At 63.4% G+C, this 17,042-nt stretch carries 16 protein-coding genes; 13 read left to right on the forward strand and 3 right to left on the reverse strand.

Annotated features, from left to right (window positions below):
- Window positions 1-29: 29 nt before the first annotated feature.
- The 10 genes from ftsY to trmD all read left to right on the forward strand — a co-directional run bounded on the left by ftsY (window position 30) and on the right by trmD (window position 10,870).
- The gene (ftsY, locus tag BH682_RS11830; RefSeq protein ID WP_075832945.1) at window positions 30-1,472 is read left to right on the forward strand and encodes a signal recognition particle-docking protein FtsY; all 1,443 of its coding nucleotides are present in this window, start codon (window positions 30-32) and stop codon (window positions 1,470-1,472) included.
- A gap of 247 nt (window positions 1,473-1,719) precedes the next feature.
- Window positions 1,720-2,979, forward strand: a complete 1,260-nt coding sequence (locus BH682_RS11835; RefSeq protein ID WP_042450902.1) for an ammonium transporter — start codon at window positions 1,720-1,722, stop codon at window positions 2,977-2,979.
- Between the two features lie 56 nt (window positions 2,980-3,035).
- Entirely contained in the window at window positions 3,036-3,374 is a 339-nt protein-coding gene (locus BH682_RS11840) for a P-II family nitrogen regulator (protein WP_003942772.1), read from the forward strand.
- Entirely contained in the window at window positions 3,364-5,871 is a 2,508-nt protein-coding gene (locus BH682_RS11845) for a [protein-PII] uridylyltransferase (protein ID WP_003942689.1), read from the forward strand. The genes BH682_RS11840 and BH682_RS11845 overlap by 11 nt, the downstream gene beginning before the upstream one ends.
- Before the next feature lie 115 nt (window positions 5,872-5,986).
- A complete protein-coding gene (gene ffh / locus BH682_RS11850) occupies window positions 5,987-7,564 on the forward strand; it encodes a signal recognition particle protein (protein ID WP_003942713.1) in 1,578 nt (525 codons plus the stop codon).
- Between the two features lie 3 nt (window positions 7,565-7,567).
- Window positions 7,568-8,650: an amidohydrolase family protein gene (locus BH682_RS11855; protein ID WP_065455564.1), complete on the forward strand. Its 1,083-nt coding sequence runs from the start codon at window positions 7,568-7,570 to the stop codon at window positions 8,648-8,650.
- A gap of 209 nt (window positions 8,651-8,859) precedes the next feature.
- The gene (rpsP, locus tag BH682_RS11860; protein ID WP_003942818.1) at window positions 8,860-9,330 is read left to right on the forward strand and encodes a 30S ribosomal protein S16; all 471 of its coding nucleotides are present in this window, start codon (window positions 8,860-8,862) and stop codon (window positions 9,328-9,330) included.
- Window positions 9,327-9,569 (forward strand): RNA-binding protein, encoded by a 243-nt coding sequence (locus tag BH682_RS11865; protein ID WP_003939023.1) that lies wholly within the window; start codon window positions 9,327-9,329, stop codon window positions 9,567-9,569. Before rpsP ends, BH682_RS11865 begins: the two co-directional genes overlap by 4 nt.
- 14 nt (window positions 9,570-9,583) lie before the next feature.
- Window positions 9,584-10,156, forward strand: coding sequence for a ribosome maturation factor RimM (gene rimM / locus BH682_RS11870; RefSeq protein ID WP_064688991.1), 573 nt, complete (start codon window positions 9,584-9,586; stop codon window positions 10,154-10,156).
- A 9-nt stretch (window positions 10,157-10,165) separates the two neighbouring features.
- Window positions 10,166-10,870: a tRNA (guanosine(37)-N1)-methyltransferase TrmD gene (gene trmD / locus BH682_RS11875; protein ID WP_003942745.1), complete on the forward strand. Its 705-nt coding sequence runs from the start codon at window positions 10,166-10,168 to the stop codon at window positions 10,868-10,870.
- Here trmD and BH682_RS11880 read toward each other — a convergent pair.
- On the reverse strand, window positions 10,867-11,442 hold the full coding sequence (locus BH682_RS11880) for a dihydrofolate reductase family protein (protein WP_075832947.1): 576 nt from the start codon (window positions 11,440-11,442) through the stop codon (window positions 10,867-10,869). The genes trmD and BH682_RS11880 overlap by 4 nt on opposite strands.
- A 68-nt stretch (window positions 11,443-11,510) precedes the next feature.
- Here BH682_RS11880 and BH682_RS11885 point away from each other — a divergent pair, with 68 nt between their 5' ends.
- Window positions 11,511-12,089, forward strand: coding sequence for a TetR/AcrR family transcriptional regulator (locus BH682_RS11885; protein WP_075832949.1), 579 nt, complete (start codon window positions 11,511-11,513; stop codon window positions 12,087-12,089).
- 4 nt (window positions 12,090-12,093) lie between these two features.
- On the opposite strand, the gene BH682_RS11890 is transcribed toward BH682_RS11885, so the two are convergent.
- Together BH682_RS11890 and BH682_RS11895 are read right to left on the reverse strand one after the other, a co-directional pair.
- Complete coding sequence (locus BH682_RS11890) at window positions 12,094-12,540, reverse strand: GtrA family protein (RefSeq protein ID WP_030535434.1); 447 nt, start codon at window positions 12,538-12,540, stop codon at window positions 12,094-12,096.
- Window positions 12,537-14,735, reverse strand: a complete 2,199-nt coding sequence (locus BH682_RS11895) for a hypothetical protein (RefSeq protein WP_075832951.1) — start codon at window positions 14,733-14,735, stop codon at window positions 12,537-12,539. The genes BH682_RS11890 and BH682_RS11895 overlap by 4 nt, the downstream gene beginning before the upstream one ends.
- A gap of 172 nt (window positions 14,736-14,907) precedes the next feature.
- Between BH682_RS11895 and BH682_RS11900 the strand changes: the two genes are divergently transcribed.
- Together BH682_RS11900 and rffA are read left to right on the forward strand one after the other, a co-directional pair.
- Window positions 14,908-15,894, forward strand: a complete 987-nt coding sequence (locus BH682_RS11900; protein ID WP_075832953.1) for a glycosyltransferase — start codon at window positions 14,908-14,910, stop codon at window positions 15,892-15,894.
- Entirely contained in the window at window positions 15,884-17,026 is a 1,143-nt protein-coding gene (rffA, locus tag BH682_RS11905) for a dTDP-4-amino-4,6-dideoxygalactose transaminase (protein WP_075832955.1), read from the forward strand. Before BH682_RS11900 ends, rffA begins: the two co-directional genes overlap by 11 nt.
- The last annotated feature ends 16 nt before the right edge of the window (window positions 17,027-17,042 follow it).

Raw genomic sequence — 17,042 nt, forward strand, 5'->3', positions numbered from 1 at the left:
TCCGGGTCGGAGCCTGAAACAATGGGCCGGTGACTACCCAGGCTTGGATCATCATCGCGGCTGTAGCGGCCGTACTACTCGTCGTTCTCGTTGCCGGATTCCTGCGCTACCGCAAGGGGCAGGTATCGCTGAAGGCGCCCGAGACGAAGCCGGAGCTCGGCGCCCCCGAGAAGGACAAGTCAGGCGGCTACAAGGCCGGTGGCGGGTTCAACTTCAGTCAGGGGTCGACGGCAACGGCGCCACCTCCGGTGGTTCCGACACCTCCGGTCGCCGAGAAGCCGCCCGTCGTCGAAGAACCTGTCGTCGAAGAACCTGTCGTCGAAGAACCTGTCGTCGAAGAACCGGTTATCGAGGAACCAACTGTCGCGGAACCGGTTGTCGAAGAACCTGTTGCGGAGAAGCCGGCCGCCGTCGAGGAGCCGGTTGTCGAAGAGCTGGTAGTAGAAGAGGCGCCGGTAGCAGAACCGGTTGTCGAAGAACCTGTTGTCGTTCCCGAGCCCGTCGTCGTTCCCGCGCCAGTCGAGCCTGCACCGCGCGTGCTGGACGAGATCGACCCGACCGAGGGTCGGTTGGACCGACTGCGCGGGCGCCTTTCCCGCTCGCAGTCAGCAGTCGGCAAGAGCTTGCTGGGTCTGCTCGGTGGCGGCGATCTGGACGAGGATTCGTGGGAAGAAGTCGAGGACACCCTCCTCATCGCAGACCTCGGCTCCGCGACCACGGAAAAAGTCGTCACGAAGCTTCGTGAGCAGATGGCGGCCCGCAGCGTCCGGACCGAGGCTGCCGCCCGCGCCCTTCTGCGCGAGGTGTTGATCGCCGAACTGCGTCCCGAACTGGACCGCTCCATCCGCGCGTTGCCGCATGATGATCACCCGGCTGTTCTGCTCGTCGTCGGCGTCAACGGGACCGGCAAGACAACGACCACCGGCAAGCTGGCTCGCGTGCTCGTCGCCGACGGTCGTCGCGTCGTGCTCGGTGCCGCGGACACGTTCCGCGCGGCCGCCGCCGATCAGCTCCAGACGTGGGCTGAGCGTGTCGGCGCTGAAGTTGTTCGTGGCAAGGAGGGTGGCGATCCCGCTGCGATTGCCTTCGACGCGGTCTCACGGGGCATCGCGGACGGCGTCGACGTGGTCCTGATCGACACCGCCGGCCGTCTGCACACCAAGACCGGTCTGATGGACGAGCTCGGCAAGGTCAAGCGGGTTATCGAGAAGAAGGCCTCGGTCGACGACGTTCTGCTGGTTCTCGATGCGACGGTCGGCCAGAACGGACTGGCGCAGGCTCGAGTGTTCGCGGAAGTCGTGGACATCACCGGCGTCGTACTGACCAAGCTGGACGGAACCGCCAAGGGCGGAATCGTCTTCCAGGTTCAGCATGAACTGGGTGTGCCGGTGAAGTTGGTCGGCCTCGGTGAAGGTGCCGACGACCTGGCGCCGTTCGAGCCGGGTGCGTTCGTCGACGCCCTCCTGGGCTGACGCCCCCGTGCGCCTTTTTGGTAGCGCGAACTACCAAAAAGGCGCACAGGGACGGTAGAACTCCCTGGCGAAACCTGTTTGCAACAAAGTTGGGCAATTGGTTCACGTCTGCGAAACGCGACAGCGCCATGGACGAAACACCAGCCCAGCACTCTTCTCCTTAACGACGTGCTGCCCGGCACGTGCGACTAGGAGGTAGTAAGTGAGTACCGACGATTTGTTGGCGAACTCCGGTAACGCCGCATGGATGCTGATGGCTGCATCTCTGGTCTTGCTGATGACACCCGGCCTCGCTTTCTTCTACGGCGGGATGTCTCGGTCCAAGTCCGTCCTGAACATGATGATGATGTCCTTCGGGGCCATGGCCGTCATCGGCGTCATCTACGTTCTGTGGGGATGGTCGATGTCCTACGGCACCGAGAACATCGGGGGCATTTTTGCCAACCCGTTCGAGTTCTTCGGCCTCAAGAACAGCATCACCGATGCTGACGGCAACTTCATCGCCGGCGCCTGGGGCTACCCCAACGTCATCGACATCGCGTTCCAGGTGACATTCGCGATCATCACCACCGCCCTCATCAGTGGTGCCCTGGCCGAGCGGGTCAAGTTCGGCACCTGGCTCCTGTTCTCGGGTATCTGGGTCACCGTCGTCTACTTCCCGCTCGCACACATGGTGTGGGGCGGCGGACTCCTCTCGGGTTCCGAGGACGGCATCGCGGCAAAGCTCTTCGGCACCACGGTCAACGACGACGGAGTCACCGTCGCCAACGTCGCTCCGATCGACTTCGCCGGTGGCACAGTCGTTCACATCAACGCGGGTATGGCCGGTCTGGTCCTCGCACTCATCGTCGGCAAGCGTCTCGGCTTCGGCAAGACCGCCTTCCGTCCGCACAACCTGCCCTTCGTGATGCTCGGCGCCGCACTCCTCTGGTTCGGTTGGTTCGGCTTCAACGCCGGCTCGGCATTCGCCGCCGACGGTAACGCCGGTCTCGCCTGGGTCAACACGACCACCGCGACGTGCGCCGCAGTCCTGGCCTGGCTCGCTACCGAGCGTATTCGTGACGGCCACGCCACCAGCCTCGGCGCAGCTTCCGGTGCGGTCGCCGGTCTGGTCGCCATCACCCCTGCTGCCGGTGCGCTCAACCCGGTCGGTTCCATCTTCCTCGGCGCAGTAGCCGGCATCCTGTCCGCTCTCGCAGTCGGCCTGAAGTTCCGCTTCGGCTTCGACGACTCGCTCGACGTCGTCGGTGTTCACCTTGTCTCCGGCCTGTGGGGCACGATCGGTATCGGATTCTTCGGCACCGCAACCGGCCTCTTCTACGGCGGCGACTACAAGCAACTGGTGGTTCAGATCGTGATCGCACTCGCAGCACTCGTCTTCACCGGCGTTCTGACGACGATCATCGGCTTCGCACTCAAGCCCCTGGGCTGGCGAATCTCGGCCGAGGACGAGGCACGCGGCATCGATGAGACCGAACACGCAGAGACCGCATACGACCTCGCGTGATCAGCACGTGATTAAAGTGAATTCAGGCACTTCAGAGTTTGGAAAGGGATGAGCACATGAAGCTGATCACAGCAATCGTCAAGCCGTTCACGCTCGAGGACGTCAAGACCGGACTCGAGCAGGCCGGAGTGCTGGGTATGACAGTCAGCGAAGTTCAGGGCTACGGCCGACAGAAGGGCCACACCGAGGTGTACCGAGGCGCGGAGTACTCCGTGGACTTCGTACCCAAGGTCCGGGTCGAGGTCGTCGTCGACGACGCGGCCGTTGACAAGGTGGTCGAGGTGATCGTCGAGGCCGCTCGAACCGGCAAGATCGGTGACGGCAAGGTGTGGGTCTCGCCAGTCGAGTCGGTCATCCGGGTTCGCACCGGGGAACGCGGTGGCGATGCACTCTGACCCGAAAGGGTCCGAGAACTTCGGCCCTGGTTCCGTCGCGAAAGCGACGGGGCCAGGGCCGGTCTCGTCAGGGGGATCCGACGAAGCTGCGGACCTGGCCCGCGCACGCAAGGCCCTACTCACCGGAGGCGTCAAGAACAGGAGGCTCGACGCCCCCGCGCTGCGACATGCACTGGTCGATCTGCACGAATTCTGGTTGACCACCAAGGGGACCGAACTGGGCATCAAACCGGATTGTGGGTTTGCCATCGTCGCCGTGGGTGGTCTCGGCCGACGCGAACTGTTGCCGTATTCCGATCTCGATCTGATTCTGCTGCACGACGACATGGACCCAGCAGTCGTGGCCCAGGTTGCGGACAGCCTGTGGTACCCGTTGTGGGACGCGCACATCAAACTCGACCACAGCGTGCGGACGCTTCCGCAGGCGCTTCAGGTTGCGGCCACCGACATGACGGCAGCACTCGGAATGCTCGAAGCACGCCACATTGCGGGCGACGTGGAGCTGAGCAACTTGTTGATCAGTGGTGTGCGACGACAGTGGCGCATGGACATCCGCAGCCGATTCGACGAATTGATCACCCAGACCCGTACGAGGTGGGAGCGCAGCGGCGAGATCGCCCATCGCGCCGAACCGGATCTCAAGAGCGGTCGTGGCGGGCTGCGAGACGTCCAACTGCTCAACGCCCTTTCCATCGCGCAATTGACCGACGGGATGCCGGGGCTGGGACCCAACTCGCCCGGCGGCGGTCTGGCACTTGCGCACAGGCGGTTGCTCGACGTGCGCACCGAACTTCACCGCGTTGCCGGTCGCGCCCGCGACCAACTGCGAGCACAGGACGCCGACGAGATCGGTGCGGCGCTACGGATCGGTGATCGCTTCGATCTGGCGCGACTTCTCAGCGAATCGGCGCGCACCATCAGCTATTCGGTCGACGTCGGTATCCGTACCGCCGGAAACTCCTTGCCCCGGCGTGGTTTGTCGCGGCTGCGTCGCGCGCCGGTGCGACGACCACTGGACGAGGGCGTCGTCGAGCATGCCGGCGAAGTAGTTCTGGCGCGCGATGCGAGACCGAAGAAGGATCCCGGTCTGGTGATGCGGGTCGCGGCAGCGGCGGCCACCAACGGCATGCCGATCTCCGCGTCGACGCTCAATCGCCTGGCGGACAATGCCCCCGAATTGCGTGAACCGTGGCCGAAAAATGCAGTCAACGATCTCTTGGTCGTGCTGGGTTCGGGATCGCGTGCGGTTCCGGTGATCGAGGCGATGGACCGGACCGGGCTCTGGGGTCGACTCCTGCCGGAGTGGGGGACCATTCGCGATCTTCCGCCGCGCGACGCCGTCCACACGTGGACGGTGGATCGGCACCTGGTCGAAACCGCCGCGTATGCAAGCGGATTCACCACTCGCGTCGCTCGGCCGGATCTGCTCATGCTCGGTGCGTTGATCCACGACATCGGGAAGGGGCGAGGGGGAGACCACAGCGTCGTCGGTGCCGAATTGGCCACCGCGATCGGAAATCGCTTGGGACTCTGGCCTTCCGACGTCGCGACGTTGACGGCGATGGTGCGCTACCACTTGCTGTTGCCGGAAACCGCCACCCGTCGCGACCTAGACGATCCGGCAACGGTGCAGCGAGTGGTCGACGCACTCGAGGGAGACGGGACCCTTCTCGATCTCCTGCATTCGTTGGCGGAAGCGGATTCGCTGGCCACCGGGCCTGGTGTCTGGGGCGACTGGAAGTCGTCGTTGATCGGCGAGCTGGTGCGTCGTTGTCGTTTGCTGATGGCAGGGGAGGAGCTCCCGCAACCCGATCCACTCGCTCCCGAGCAATTGGCCATCGCCGAGGAGGGCGGGGTTCACGTCTCGCTCGTTCCGGCCGAGAATGCGCACACCTACGTCGTGACCGTCATCGCGCCCGACGCACCCGGGCTGCTGTCTCGGGCTGCCGGAGTTCTGGCGCTGCAGTCGTTGCGGGTGCATTCCGCATCGCTGGGGTCGCATGCAGGTTCGGCGGTCAACTCGTTTGTCGTGACGCCGAGGTTCGGCACACCCCCGCAGGCGGTGTTGCTCCGGCAGGAATTGATCCGGGCTTCGGCCGGTGAACTGAATTTGCTCGAACTTCTCGACGCGAAGGACGAGGAGGCACGGGCAGAGCAGTGGGACGACCCGATCCAGACCAACAAGGATTCCGCGGTTCCGGTGCTCTATGCGCAGGCGCCGCCGCGGGTCATCTGGTTCGACGCGCCCGGTGACGGTCAGGCGATCCTCGAATTGCGTACCGAGGACCGCGTCGGCCTGCTCTGCCGACTGGCCGCAGCACTCGAACACAGTGGAGCCGACATCCGGTGGGCGAAGGTCGCCACCTTGGGTTCCTCGGTGGTCGACGCGTTCTGCCTCGACTTCGGTGAGGCCGATACCCGCGCGGCGCGAGAGCGCGTCGAGGAGGCGGTGCTGGCGGTGGTTCCGGTGCCACAACCCAAGAAGAAAGAGGATTGACGGACCGGTTTCGGCAGTTACGCCCGCATCGGCTGGGATCGGTGCGGGCGTAGCGGCTAGGCTGGTGCCCGAGAATATCCACGGCTAACTCGCACGACCTTCAGGAGCGCACTCGGTGTTCGAATCCCTTTCCGACAGATTGACCGGATCTCTCAAGGATCTGCGTGGCAAGGGTCGTCTGTCCGGCGCCGACATCGACGCTACGGCCCGCGAGATCCGCCTTGCCCTGCTCGAGGCCGACGTCGCGCTTCCCGTAGTGCGCAGCTTCATCGCCAAGATCAAGGAACGCGCCAAGGGCGCCGAGGTCTCGGGTGCACTGAACCCGGCTCAGCAGGTCGTCAAGATCGTCAACGAAGAACTGGTCGAGGTTCTCGGCGGTGAAACCCGTCGACTGCAGTTCGCCAAGACGCCGCCGACGGTCATCATGTTGGCCGGTCTGCAGGGTTCCGGTAAGACCACGCTGGCCGGAAAGTTGGCCAAGTGGCTCAAGGATCAGGGGCACACGCCCCTCCTCGTCGCCTGTGACCTTCAGCGTCCCGGCGCCGTCACTCAGCTTCAGATCGTCGGTGAGCGTGCAGGCGCCGCAGTCTTCGCGCCGCACCCCGGCACCTCCATCGGCGGCGGCGAGAACGCACTGGGCGTTTCCGCAGCCGACCCCGTCGAGGTCGCCCGCGCCGGCGTCGAAGAAGCACGCAACAAGCATTACGACGTCGTGATCGTCGACACCGCCGGTCGCCTCGGTATCGACTCGGAGCTGATGGCGCAGGCCGCCGGTATCCGTGACGCCGTCAACCCGGACGAGACCATCTTCGTCCTCGACGCCATGATCGGTCAGGACGCGGTCAGCACGGCCGACGCTTTCCGTGAGGGAGTCGGCATCACCGGTGTCGTCCTCACCAAGCTCGACGGCGACGCCCGCGGTGGTGCCGCGCTGAGCGTCCGCGAGGTCACCGGCCAGCCGATCCTCTTCGCGTCCACCGGCGAGAAGCTCGAAGACTTCGACGTCTTCCATCCCGATCGCATGGCCAGCCGGATCCTCGGCATGGGCGATGTCCTGAGCCTCATCGAGCAGGCCGAGCAGGTGTTCGACGCCGATCAGGCCGAAGCGACCGCAGCGAAGATCGGTTCCGGTCAGCTCACCCTCGAAGACTTCCTCGATCAGATGATGGCCGTCCGCAAGATGGGCCCGATCGGCAACCTCCTCGGTATGTTGCCGGGTGCCGGCGGCATGAAGGACGCGCTGGCCAACGTCGACGAGAAGCAACTCGATCGCATTCAGGCCATCATCCGCGGTATGACGCCGGCCGAGCGCGACGATCCGAAGATCATCAACGCCTCACGCCGACTGCGCATCGCGAACGGTTCGGGCGTCAAGGTTTCCGACGTCAACCAGTTGGTGGACCGTTTCTTCGAAGCCCGCAAGATGATGGCTGCCATGGCCGGCCGTATGGGTATGCCCGGCGCGCGTAAGCAGGTTCGCAGCAAGAAGGGCAAGAAGGGCAAGAAGGGCGGCAAGGGCCCGACGCAGCCCAAGATGCGCGGAGGATTCCCCGGCATGGGCGGATTCCCGGGTATGCCCGGCGGAATGCCGGCCGGTATGCCCGACCTGTCGAACATGCCCAAGGGTCTCGATCAGTTGCCGCCCGGACTGGAAGGCATCGATCTCTCCCAGCTCAAGCTGCCCAAGAAGTAGTCGGTGGCTGCGCTTCATCTGCGGGGTATCGGTCTGCCCGATGCCGAGCCGATCGAATTGTGGATCGTCGACGGGCTGATTTCCTTCGAGCCGGTGTCCGGTGCGGAGACGATCGTCGAATCGGGTTGGATCACACCGGGTCTCGTGGATGCGCACTGTCACGTCGGTATCCGCTACGGCGGTGGCGGCGGCGAAACCGTCGACGGCTTGCTGGGGCAGGCGAAGACCGAACGTGACGCGGGCGTGCTGTTGCTCCGCGACGCCGGATCGCCGGTCGACACCAGGTTCATCGACGAGCGCCTCGATCTGCCGCGGATCATTCGCGCAGGTCAGCACATCGCAGCACCGAAGCGGTACATCCCGGGCCTGCCGGTCGACCTGGACGACGAATCTCAGTTGCCGGCCGAGGTGGTGCGTCAGGCACGCGCCGGTGACGGTTGGGTCAAGCTCGTCGGGGACTGGATCGATCGTTCCATCGGTGACCTCGCCCCGTTGTGGAGCGACGAGATTCTGGTCGAGGCCATCGCTGCCGCCCATGCCGAAGGCGCAAGGGTCACCGCTCACGTCTTTGCCGAGGATGCTCTGCCCGGCCTGATCAACGCCGGCATCGACTGCATCGAGCACGGCACCGGATTGACGGACGCGACCATCGAGTTGATGGTCGCGCACGGCACGGCCTTGGTTCCGACGCTGATCAACATCGCAACTTTCCCCGAGATCGCGGACTCTGCCACGCGGTATCCGATCTACGCGGCGCACATGCGGGATCTGCACGCTCGTCGACATCGGACGATCGGTGCCGCTCACGAGGCCGGGATTCCGATCTATGCCGGAACGGATGCCGGCGGATCGATCAGGCACGGGCGGATCGCCGACGAGATCGCCGAACTCGAAGTTGCCGGTTTGACGGCGCATCAGGCGCTGGGCGCAGCCTGCTGGGACGCGCGGAGTTGGCTGGGTGCGCAGGGGATCGAAGAAGGAGCGCCCGCCGACCTGGTGGTTTATTCCGAAGATCCGCGCGGAAACCCCGCTGTGCTCGCGAAGCCGATGCGTGTGATCCTCCGCGGAACCCCCGTGAGTGGTTAGGGAGTCCCCGCACTCTCGAAGCGCGCACAGGGTGGTTTCCGAACGAGCCCACCCATCTGGCACAATGGACCATTGTTCGTCGCAACCGGTTACGTACCGCTGCGACGGTCACAGGATAGAGGCAAAACCGGGCTCACAAATCGTGTGGGTCGCTGAATTGCACGTGACATGCGCAGCACTGTTGTGCGCGCTGAAGGAGAACTGCAGCTGTGGCTGTCAAAATCAAGCTCACCCGCCTCGGCAAGATCCGCAACGCTCAGTACCGCGTTGTCATCGCCGACTCGCGCACCCGTCGTGACGGCCGTGCGATCGAGACCATCGGCAAGTACCACCCCAAGGAAGAGCCCTCGCTGATCGACATCGATTCCGAGCGCGCTCAGTACTGGCTGTCCGTGGGCGCACAGCCCACCGAGCCCGTCGAGGCACTCCTCAAGATCACCGGTGACTGGCAGAAGTTCAAGGGCCTGCCGGGCACCGAAGGCACCCTGCGCGTCAAGGAAGCCAAGCCCACCAAGCTCGAGCTCTTCCAGGCTGCGCTCGCGCAGGCCGAGAACGAGCCGGTTGCAGAAGCAATCACCCCCAAGAAGAAGAAGGCTGCAAAGGCTGACGAGGCCAAGGCAGAAGACACCGCGGCTGACGCCGAGGCTCCCGCTGCAGACGCCGAGGCTGCTGACAAGTGAGTGCCGTCGTCGCTGATGCGGTAGAGCATCTCGTGCGTGGCATCGTCGCCAATCCCGACGATGTGCGCGTCGAGCTGATCACCGGACGTCGGGGACGGACCGTCGAGGTGCACGTGCACCCAGACGATCTCGGCAAGGTCATCGGTCGGGGTGGTCGCACTGCGACCGCTCTGCGGACCTTGGTCTCCGGCATCGGTGGCCGCGGTATCCGTGTTGATGTCGTCGACACCGATCAGTAGACGGCAGTAAACAGGTGGAACTCGTAGTCGGTCGTGTCGCGAAGTCGCATGGCATCAAAGGTGAATTGGTAGTCGAGGTTCGTACAGACGAGCCCGAGGATCGTTTTGCCGTAGGTTCCGTGCTGCGTGGGCGCAAGCCGCGCGAGTCCACACTGAAGTCGTACACAGTGGAAGCCGCCCGGGATCATTCCGGGCGGCTTCTGCTGCGCCTCGAAGGCGTCAGTGACCGTGGCGACGCAGATGCGTTGCGCGGCACACTGTTTGTCATCGACAGTTCCGAACTCGAGCCTTCGGATGATCCGGACGAGTTCTACGATCACGAACTCGAAGGACTGAAGGTCGTCCTCACGGACGGTGCCGAGGTCGGTTCGGTCATCGAGGTATTGCATTCCGCCGCAGGCGAATTGCTTTCGATTCGCCGTACCGGTGAGGCATCCGGCGAATTGCTGATCCCGTTTGTCGCCGCCATCGTCACCTCGGTGTCGATCGCCGACGGTGTCGTGGTGATCGAGCCTCCCGAGGGACTGCTCGACCCGGACTTCGGCGACAAGTCGAACAGCGACAATTCGAACTCAGACAACGACTGATCGTTTGTTATGCGTCTCGACGTCGTCACCATCTTTCCCGAGTATCTCGAACCGCTTCGTGCTGCCTTGCTGGGCAAGGCAATCGAACGTGGCTTGATCTCGGTCGACGTCCACGATCTTCGGTCGTGGACCCATGACGTGCACAAAGCCGTCGACGATTCCCCGTATGGCGGCGGACCCGGCATGGTCATGAAACCCACCGTCTGGGGCCCGGCACTGGACGACGTGATCGGGCGCTCCGATTCTTCCGGCCCCGATGATGCCGAGACCATTCTGGTGGTGCCCACTCCCGCCGGCGTTCCGTTCACCCAGGAGACCGCGCACCGCTGGTCCAACGCCAAGCACCTTGTGTTTGCCTGCGGCCGATACGAAGGTATCGATCAACGGGTTTTCGACGACGCCGCCAAGCGGGTCAGAGTCGAAGAAGTCAGCATCGGCGATTACGTCCTGATCGGCGGCGAAGCAGCGGTGCTGGTGATGGTCGAGGCTGTCGTGCGACTGATGCCCGGCGTTCTCGGCAATCAGCTTTCACACCAAGAGGATTCGTTTTCCGACGGCCTTCTCGAAGGGCCTAGCTACACTCGCCCGGCTGTGTGGCGCGACCTCGAAGTTCCGCCGGTGCTTCTCTCCGGTGATCACGCGAAGATCAAAGCGTGGCGCCATGAGCAGTCGCTGCAGCGCACGGCCGAGCGTCGACCGGATCTTCTTCCTTAGGTATTTCGCTTCAACCAGGTGATGCTTGCGCCGTCGTCGAGCGATTCGGTTGCAGTCGGTGTGAACGGTGTCGGCTCGAAGTTACCTCTGATCATCGGTATGCCTGCGCCGGCGACTACCGGATACCTCTTGATGATCAACTCGTCGATCTCCGGTAGTAGTTCGCCGGCGAGAGTTCCGCCGCCACACAGCCAGATATCTTGTCCTTCTTCCTCTTTGAGAGATCTGACTACCCCAAGCGGATCGGCGCGAACGATGGTGACGGGGGGATCCTCGGCGTCAGGGATGGTTGTGGAGACGACGAACTGACGCAGGTGCGCGAAGGGGCTTTTCACTCCGGCGGCCAGCCCGGGCTCGTAGGAGCCGCGGCCCATGACGACCGTGTCGAAGGTCTTGTTGGGAGCGTCCTCGATTCCGAGAGCGGGCCGCACATGCGTTGGCACGGTTTCAGGATATCGATCGCATATCCAGGCCGTGATCTGTTCGGAGACCGGGAGGAAATCGAATTCGCCACCAGGCCCCGCGATGTATCCGTCGAGGGAAGCTCCCACGTAGTACACAAGCTTTCGCATATAACGCTCCGTTCGTAGTACTATGTTTGTAGTGGTTTAACTTAGGGTCGTGTCAGGAGTGATGTCAAGTGCGAAAGAACCCGGAACGCCGGCTTGCCCTGATCGACGCGGCAATCGAGGTGTTGGCCCGAGAGGGTGCTCGAGGCTTGACGTTTCGAGCCGTCGACGCCCAGGCAGCAGTGCCGAACGGGACAGCGTCGAACTACTTCTCCAATCGCGACGACCTGCTCACTCAAGCGGGTGGCCGGATCTACGAGCGACTGATTCCGGAGGACCTCGAAGGGATGATCTATCCCGTCAACGGCACCGATCGTGAGCGCCTGGTGACGCTCATGCTCGACGTGGTCGAGCGCGTCACCTCGTTCGGAACGGGTTTCCTCGCGCTCATGGAGTTGCGACTGGAGGCGACGCGTCGACCGGACCTGCGAGCGGTGCTGACCGTCCGCATCCGAGAAGACTTCGATCTGAACGTAGCCAATCATCTGGCGTCGGGCGTGCCGGGTGATGCGATGACCGTTCGCCTGCTCTATTTGTCGCTGAACTGGCTCGCACTGGATCGACTCACATTGCCGGACCTGTTCGGAGAGGAAGATATTCGGACGATCGTCGAGGCGGCGGTGGATCGAGCGTTACCCCGCGAATCGTAGAAGGTCAGTGTCGTTCGGCAGGTTTGCGGCGGAACGAGAAGTATCGATGACCGAAGAAGCTCACACCGGCGACGATCAGCATGACAACCGCCTGGGCGGGAAGCGGCGGGGCATGCAGAATCGACACCGCGATTGTTCCGAGTATCAGATTCAGCACGAGGCCACCGGAATTGACGACGATGAACGCTCCCAGGTCGCGTGCCACATGTCCGCGGACGCGGAAAACGAGAGTCCGATGCAGAACGAAAGCGATGAGGACGCTGATGGAGTACGCGCCGATCACAGCCACTTGATACAGATCCTTGTTGTCGAGGATCAGTGTCCAGATCACGAAGAGCACGTATCCGATCGCCGTATTAGCCACTCCGACAATGGCAAATGCGATGGGTTGATGCTTGACCACCCGAAGCAGTGGGCCGGGATTCTCGGGTGATGCGATGTCTTCGGTCATGAAGACTCGGTTTTCACGGTATTGATCCCGTCCTTGCGTCGGTTCCGCAGATACATCCACTCGAGCACGCCGAGTCCGAGGACTCCGGCGACCATCGAAGCGCCGCCGACCTTCCATCCCGGGGGACGCCACGTCAGGACAAGCTCTGCGTCCTTCGTCCCGGCGGGAATGTCCACGGTGACAAAGGACTTCGCGACGACGTCGATCGGGACAGGCTGACCGTCGATGCTTGCCCGATATCCGGGCCAGCCGAGCCGTGCGAACACAACCTTGCCGCCGGTCTCCGAACTGACACGAAGGGTGCTCGACATGTTCGATTCCGCGATCGACGTAGCCTCGACGCCGTGGGCGTCGGCGATGCGTCCGTTGCGTGTCGAGACGGGGCCGTCGACGCGTTCGAGTACCGAGATGTAGTTCTCGTGTCCGGGGTAGTCGACCCATTTCCATCCGTCGGGAGCCGGGTTCTTGCGTGCATCGGGGTAGAGAGCGTTCTGAAGTACGACGCGGTCCACGTTCATCAGGTCGACGATGGTGCGGCCGGTGGTGGGTTCGACGGTGAATGCGCGCCGAAAGGCGTCGGGGCAGACGCTCATGTCCCAGCGCATGCAGAGCAGATCACCGAAGTAGAAGTGCCCGTTGGGGGTGTAGCCGCTGGTGTAGGTCAGTTCGAGGTCTTTGGGGTAGTTGCCGAAAGCCAGGGAACCGTACGCTCCGTCGAGGGTTTTGTCCCCGGGTGCGATGAGTGCACGGTCGCCCAGTTGCAGTGTCGTGCCTTCGAAGTCGGGGAAGGCCTCTTTCATCTCCGAGCGGGATTCGGGCAGGTTCCAGCTCATCGGGGTTGGTTGCGCGGCCCGAACCTGGGAGTAGGCGATGGGGGAGACCGCGACGATCGCTACGAGGCATGCGAAAGCAGTGCCTTTGGTACGGCCGAGCCAGACCATCGCGGCGCCGAGTGCGGCAACGAGCAGGGCTGAGATCACATGCCATTTCGCGAGCCCGGGAGCTGCCGAGGCTGACCGAATCAGAAGCAGGCCCACGAGGATTCCCGCTGCAACGCAGCGCCCGCGCAACTTGTCGGTCGTGGCGTAACGCCCGAGCAGGATGCACACCAGAAGCAGGAGTCCGATGGCCACCATCGGAAGCACGCGAGCGGGCCACCGCAGTGGGCCGATCGTGCTCGGCCCGGCAGTCCACATGAGGACGGCGACCGTGAAGATCCCGACGGCGGTCAATTCGCGTGCCGCGGCGCGTGCCTTGCCCCAGTCGATGAATGCCAGGGCGGGTATGAGGAACCAGGCGATGTAGACCATGGGCATGGTCTGGATGTATCCCCACCACGAGGTGAACGCGGGCATCGTGCTCGGCAGGCTCGCGTTCAGCGATTCCGACCACGGGACGGCGAGGAATGCATCGTTCTTGACTTCGGATGCACCGCGCCAGGTGACGTCCGCGGTGAGCAGGCTCGGCAGATACGTCGCGAGACCGGCCAGAGCGGCACACGCGGACACCGCCAGAAGCCGCAGTGACGGCAGCCAACGCCGCTGATAGACAACTTCGCCGATTGCGACCGCGCCGATCATCAAGCCGGATTCGACTGCGGGGAAAACATATTGGACCGACATCGCGAGATACAAGAACACGAAGGTCGGGATCGGACCGCTCTTACCTCGGGCGTAGCGGATTGCCGACGCCCACGCCTGAACCATCCAGGCAGTGCCGGTGAAGGCAGTCATCCAACTGGCCGAGTCGAAGAACAGCAGGAAACCGGTGAACGGAATCGAGACGCCGGCGACGGCAGCCCACGTGGGCTTCGAGCCGTACTCGAGGCAGATCCGATAGACGCCGAGTGCAAGGATGATCGCGAAGATCAACTTCACGATCGTCGCGTACAACGCCAGGTTGTCGAAGGACGGTGCGATCAGGTCGATGAGGAGTTGCGGTGGATTGAGAAGGCCTGCTTCCTCGATCGCGTAGTTGCCCGCCATCCAGTTCTCGGGGACGAGCACCGGGAGGTGTCCTTCTCGCAGACTGCGGCCGAGCATGACCCACAGCGGCGCGTATTGGGACTCGGTGTCGTCGGTGTAGAAGTGACGAGCATTCGCGAGCACCACGGCCAGATAACCGGCGATGACACCGATCGCCGTGACGGCGCCCCACTTGTACACGTCTGCCCGGGCGAGAGTGCGAGTTTCCACCACGAGTTCCAGACCTTAACAGGGCAGGTGGGGCGTACGGAGACGCGAGCGCGTCACGCGCCGCCGGCATCCGAAGTCAAGACATCTCTGCGTGTTAAAGTTCGCGACGGTGTGGGCCCGATCGTGCCTGTCTCTCGGCGCCAGTCGAGCCCCCTGAAGGGAGTGGAAGCGAGTGCACTCGATTTCCGTCGTAGTGCCCGTTTATCAGGGCGAAAAGACGATCACGGCGCTCGTCGAGGAGTTGGACGGCCTGGGCACACCGAGTGCGACGCCCGGTGGTGCGCAGTTCTCCGTCGACGAGATCGTGCTGGTTCACGACAACGGCCCGGACCGCTCCGACGTCGTGTTACTCGAATTGGAGCGCCGTTTCAAGCAGGTGCGTGTCGTGTGGCTCAGCCGCAACTACGGCCAGGACGCGGCGACCATCGCCGGCATGGCCGCTGCAACTGGACAGTGGATCGTGACGATGGACGAGGACGGCCAGCACGACCCGGTGCACATCGGGGCTTTCCTCGACACCGCGCTGACGGAGCGATCCGATCTCGTGTATTCCAAACCCACGAACACACGCCCGCACGGATTCTTGCGGAACCTGACCTCGCGCGGCGCAAAGATCGTCTTGGCGACGGTATTCGCGTTCCCTGATTCGACGAGATTCGAAAGTTATCGCCTGATCCGCGGTGACATCGGCCGACAGTTGGCCGGCGTCGCGGCCAACGGCGTGTATCTGGACGTTGCGCTGACGTGGGTTGTCGGTAACACGGCCACGGCGCCGGTGACACTTCGAGCCGAAGGCCGCGAAGAATCCGGGTACAACTACCGCCGTTTGTTCTCGTTGTTCTGGAAGATGGTGTTGTGTAGCGGAACACGCGGTCTGCGGCTGGTCAGCCTGCTCGGAGTCACCCTGGCGTCGGCCGGTGTGATCATGGCCGCGGTGATCTTCATCGGGGCCATGACCGGCGACAACAATGATCCCGAAGGATGGGCGTCGATCATCATGGCGCTGCTGGTCTGTTCGGGTGCGATCCTGTTCTCGCTCGGACTCATTGCCGAATATCTCGGTGTGGCACTGCACGTCCTTGTCGGAAAGCCGCTGTATCTGACTGTCGACTCCCCGCGGCCCGGAACCTCGATCGATCGGCGTAGTCGTGAGCACTGATCGCATCATCTTCTCCCGCCCCTATCGGGCATCGAACGAATTGTCGAATCTGGCAACGGTTCTGGAGTCCGACCACATTCACGGTGACGGACGTTTCACCAAGTCCGCGACTGCAGCGCTCAAGGCGATCACCGGATCCACGCATGCTCTGCTGACCACCTCGTGCACGCATGCACTCGAATTGGGTGCGCTGCTGCTCGAATTGGGCCCGGGCGACGAGGTAATAGTTCCGAGCTTCGCGTTCAGTTCGGCGGCGACCGCCGTCGCGTTGCGCGGGGCCACTGTTGTTTTCGTCGACATCGATCCGAGTACCGGCAACATCGACCCGGCGTGCGTCGCGGCGGCGATCACCGAACGCACCAAAGCTGTACTGGTCATGCATTACGGCGGAGTCGCCGCGGACATGGAACCTCTCCTCGACCTCGCGGAACTCCACGGCGTTGCGTTGATCGAAGACAACGCTCACGGACTCGGCGGAAAGTGGCGCGGGCGCTCGCTCGGCACCATCGGAACTATCGGAACGCAGAGTTTTCACGACACCAAGAACGTTCACTGCGGTGAGGGCGGCGCGCTGTTGCTCTCCGACGATCAGTTGATGACTCGCGCCGAAATCATCCGTGAGAAGGGGACCGACCGTGCGCGTTTCCTGCGCGGGCAGGTCGACAAGTATTCGTGGCAGGACATCGGGTCGAGTTATCTGCCCAGTGAACTCAATGCCGCCGTCCTCGACGCACAACTCTCCGAGTTCGACGCGATTCAGGCGGCCAGGCATCGCGTCTGGGATGCCTACAGCGTGAGTCTGGGCGAGTGGGCGGCCGCGAACGGTGTCGTGCCCATGGCGGTGCCCGATGATCGCGAGCACACTGCGCACCTGTTCTATCTCAAGATGCCGACCGAAGAGAGCCGTGACGGCTTGATTCGGCACCTTGCCGGTGACGGAATCGTGGCGCCGTTCCACTACGTTCCGCTCGATACGAGTGCGGCCGGTGTGCGCTACGGACGAACACCGCAGCCGTGCGTGCGTAGTGCCGAGTTCTCCGCGTCGATCCTTCGACTGCCGCTGTGGCCCATGCTCACGTTCGAACAACAGGACCGTGTCATCGGTTCGGTGCTCGAGTACAAGCAGTCTTGAGGACGAACACGACCGC

It is taken from the genome of Rhodococcus sp. YL-1 (assembly GCF_001942025.1).
Classification (GTDB): domain Bacteria; phylum Actinomycetota; class Actinomycetes; order Mycobacteriales; family Mycobacteriaceae; genus Rhodococcus_F; species Rhodococcus_F qingshengii.

Bases quoted from the DNA above. Each gene is read 5' to 3' on its own strand.
- BH682_RS11845 (WP_003942689.1), top strand. From the start codon at position 3,364: ATGCACTCTGACCCGAAAGGGTCCGAGAACTTCGGCCCTGGTTCCGTC.
- BH682_RS11890 (WP_030535434.1), bottom strand. From the start codon at position 12,540: ATGACCGAAGACATCGCATCACCCGAGAATCCCGGCCCACTGCTTCGG.
- BH682_RS11840 (WP_003942772.1), top strand. From the start codon at position 3,036: ATGAAGCTGATCACAGCAATCGTCAAGCCGTTCACGCTCGAGGACGTC.
- BH682_RS11880 (WP_075832947.1), bottom strand. From the start codon at position 11,442: ATGCGAAAGCTTGTGTACTACGTGGGAGCTTCCCTCGACGGATACATC.
- BH682_RS11835 (WP_042450902.1), top strand. From the start codon at position 1,720: ATGCTGATGGCTGCATCTCTGGTCTTGCTGATGACACCCGGCCTCGCT.
- trmD (WP_003942745.1), top strand. From the start codon at position 10,166: ATGCGTCTCGACGTCGTCACCATCTTTCCCGAGTATCTCGAACCGCTT.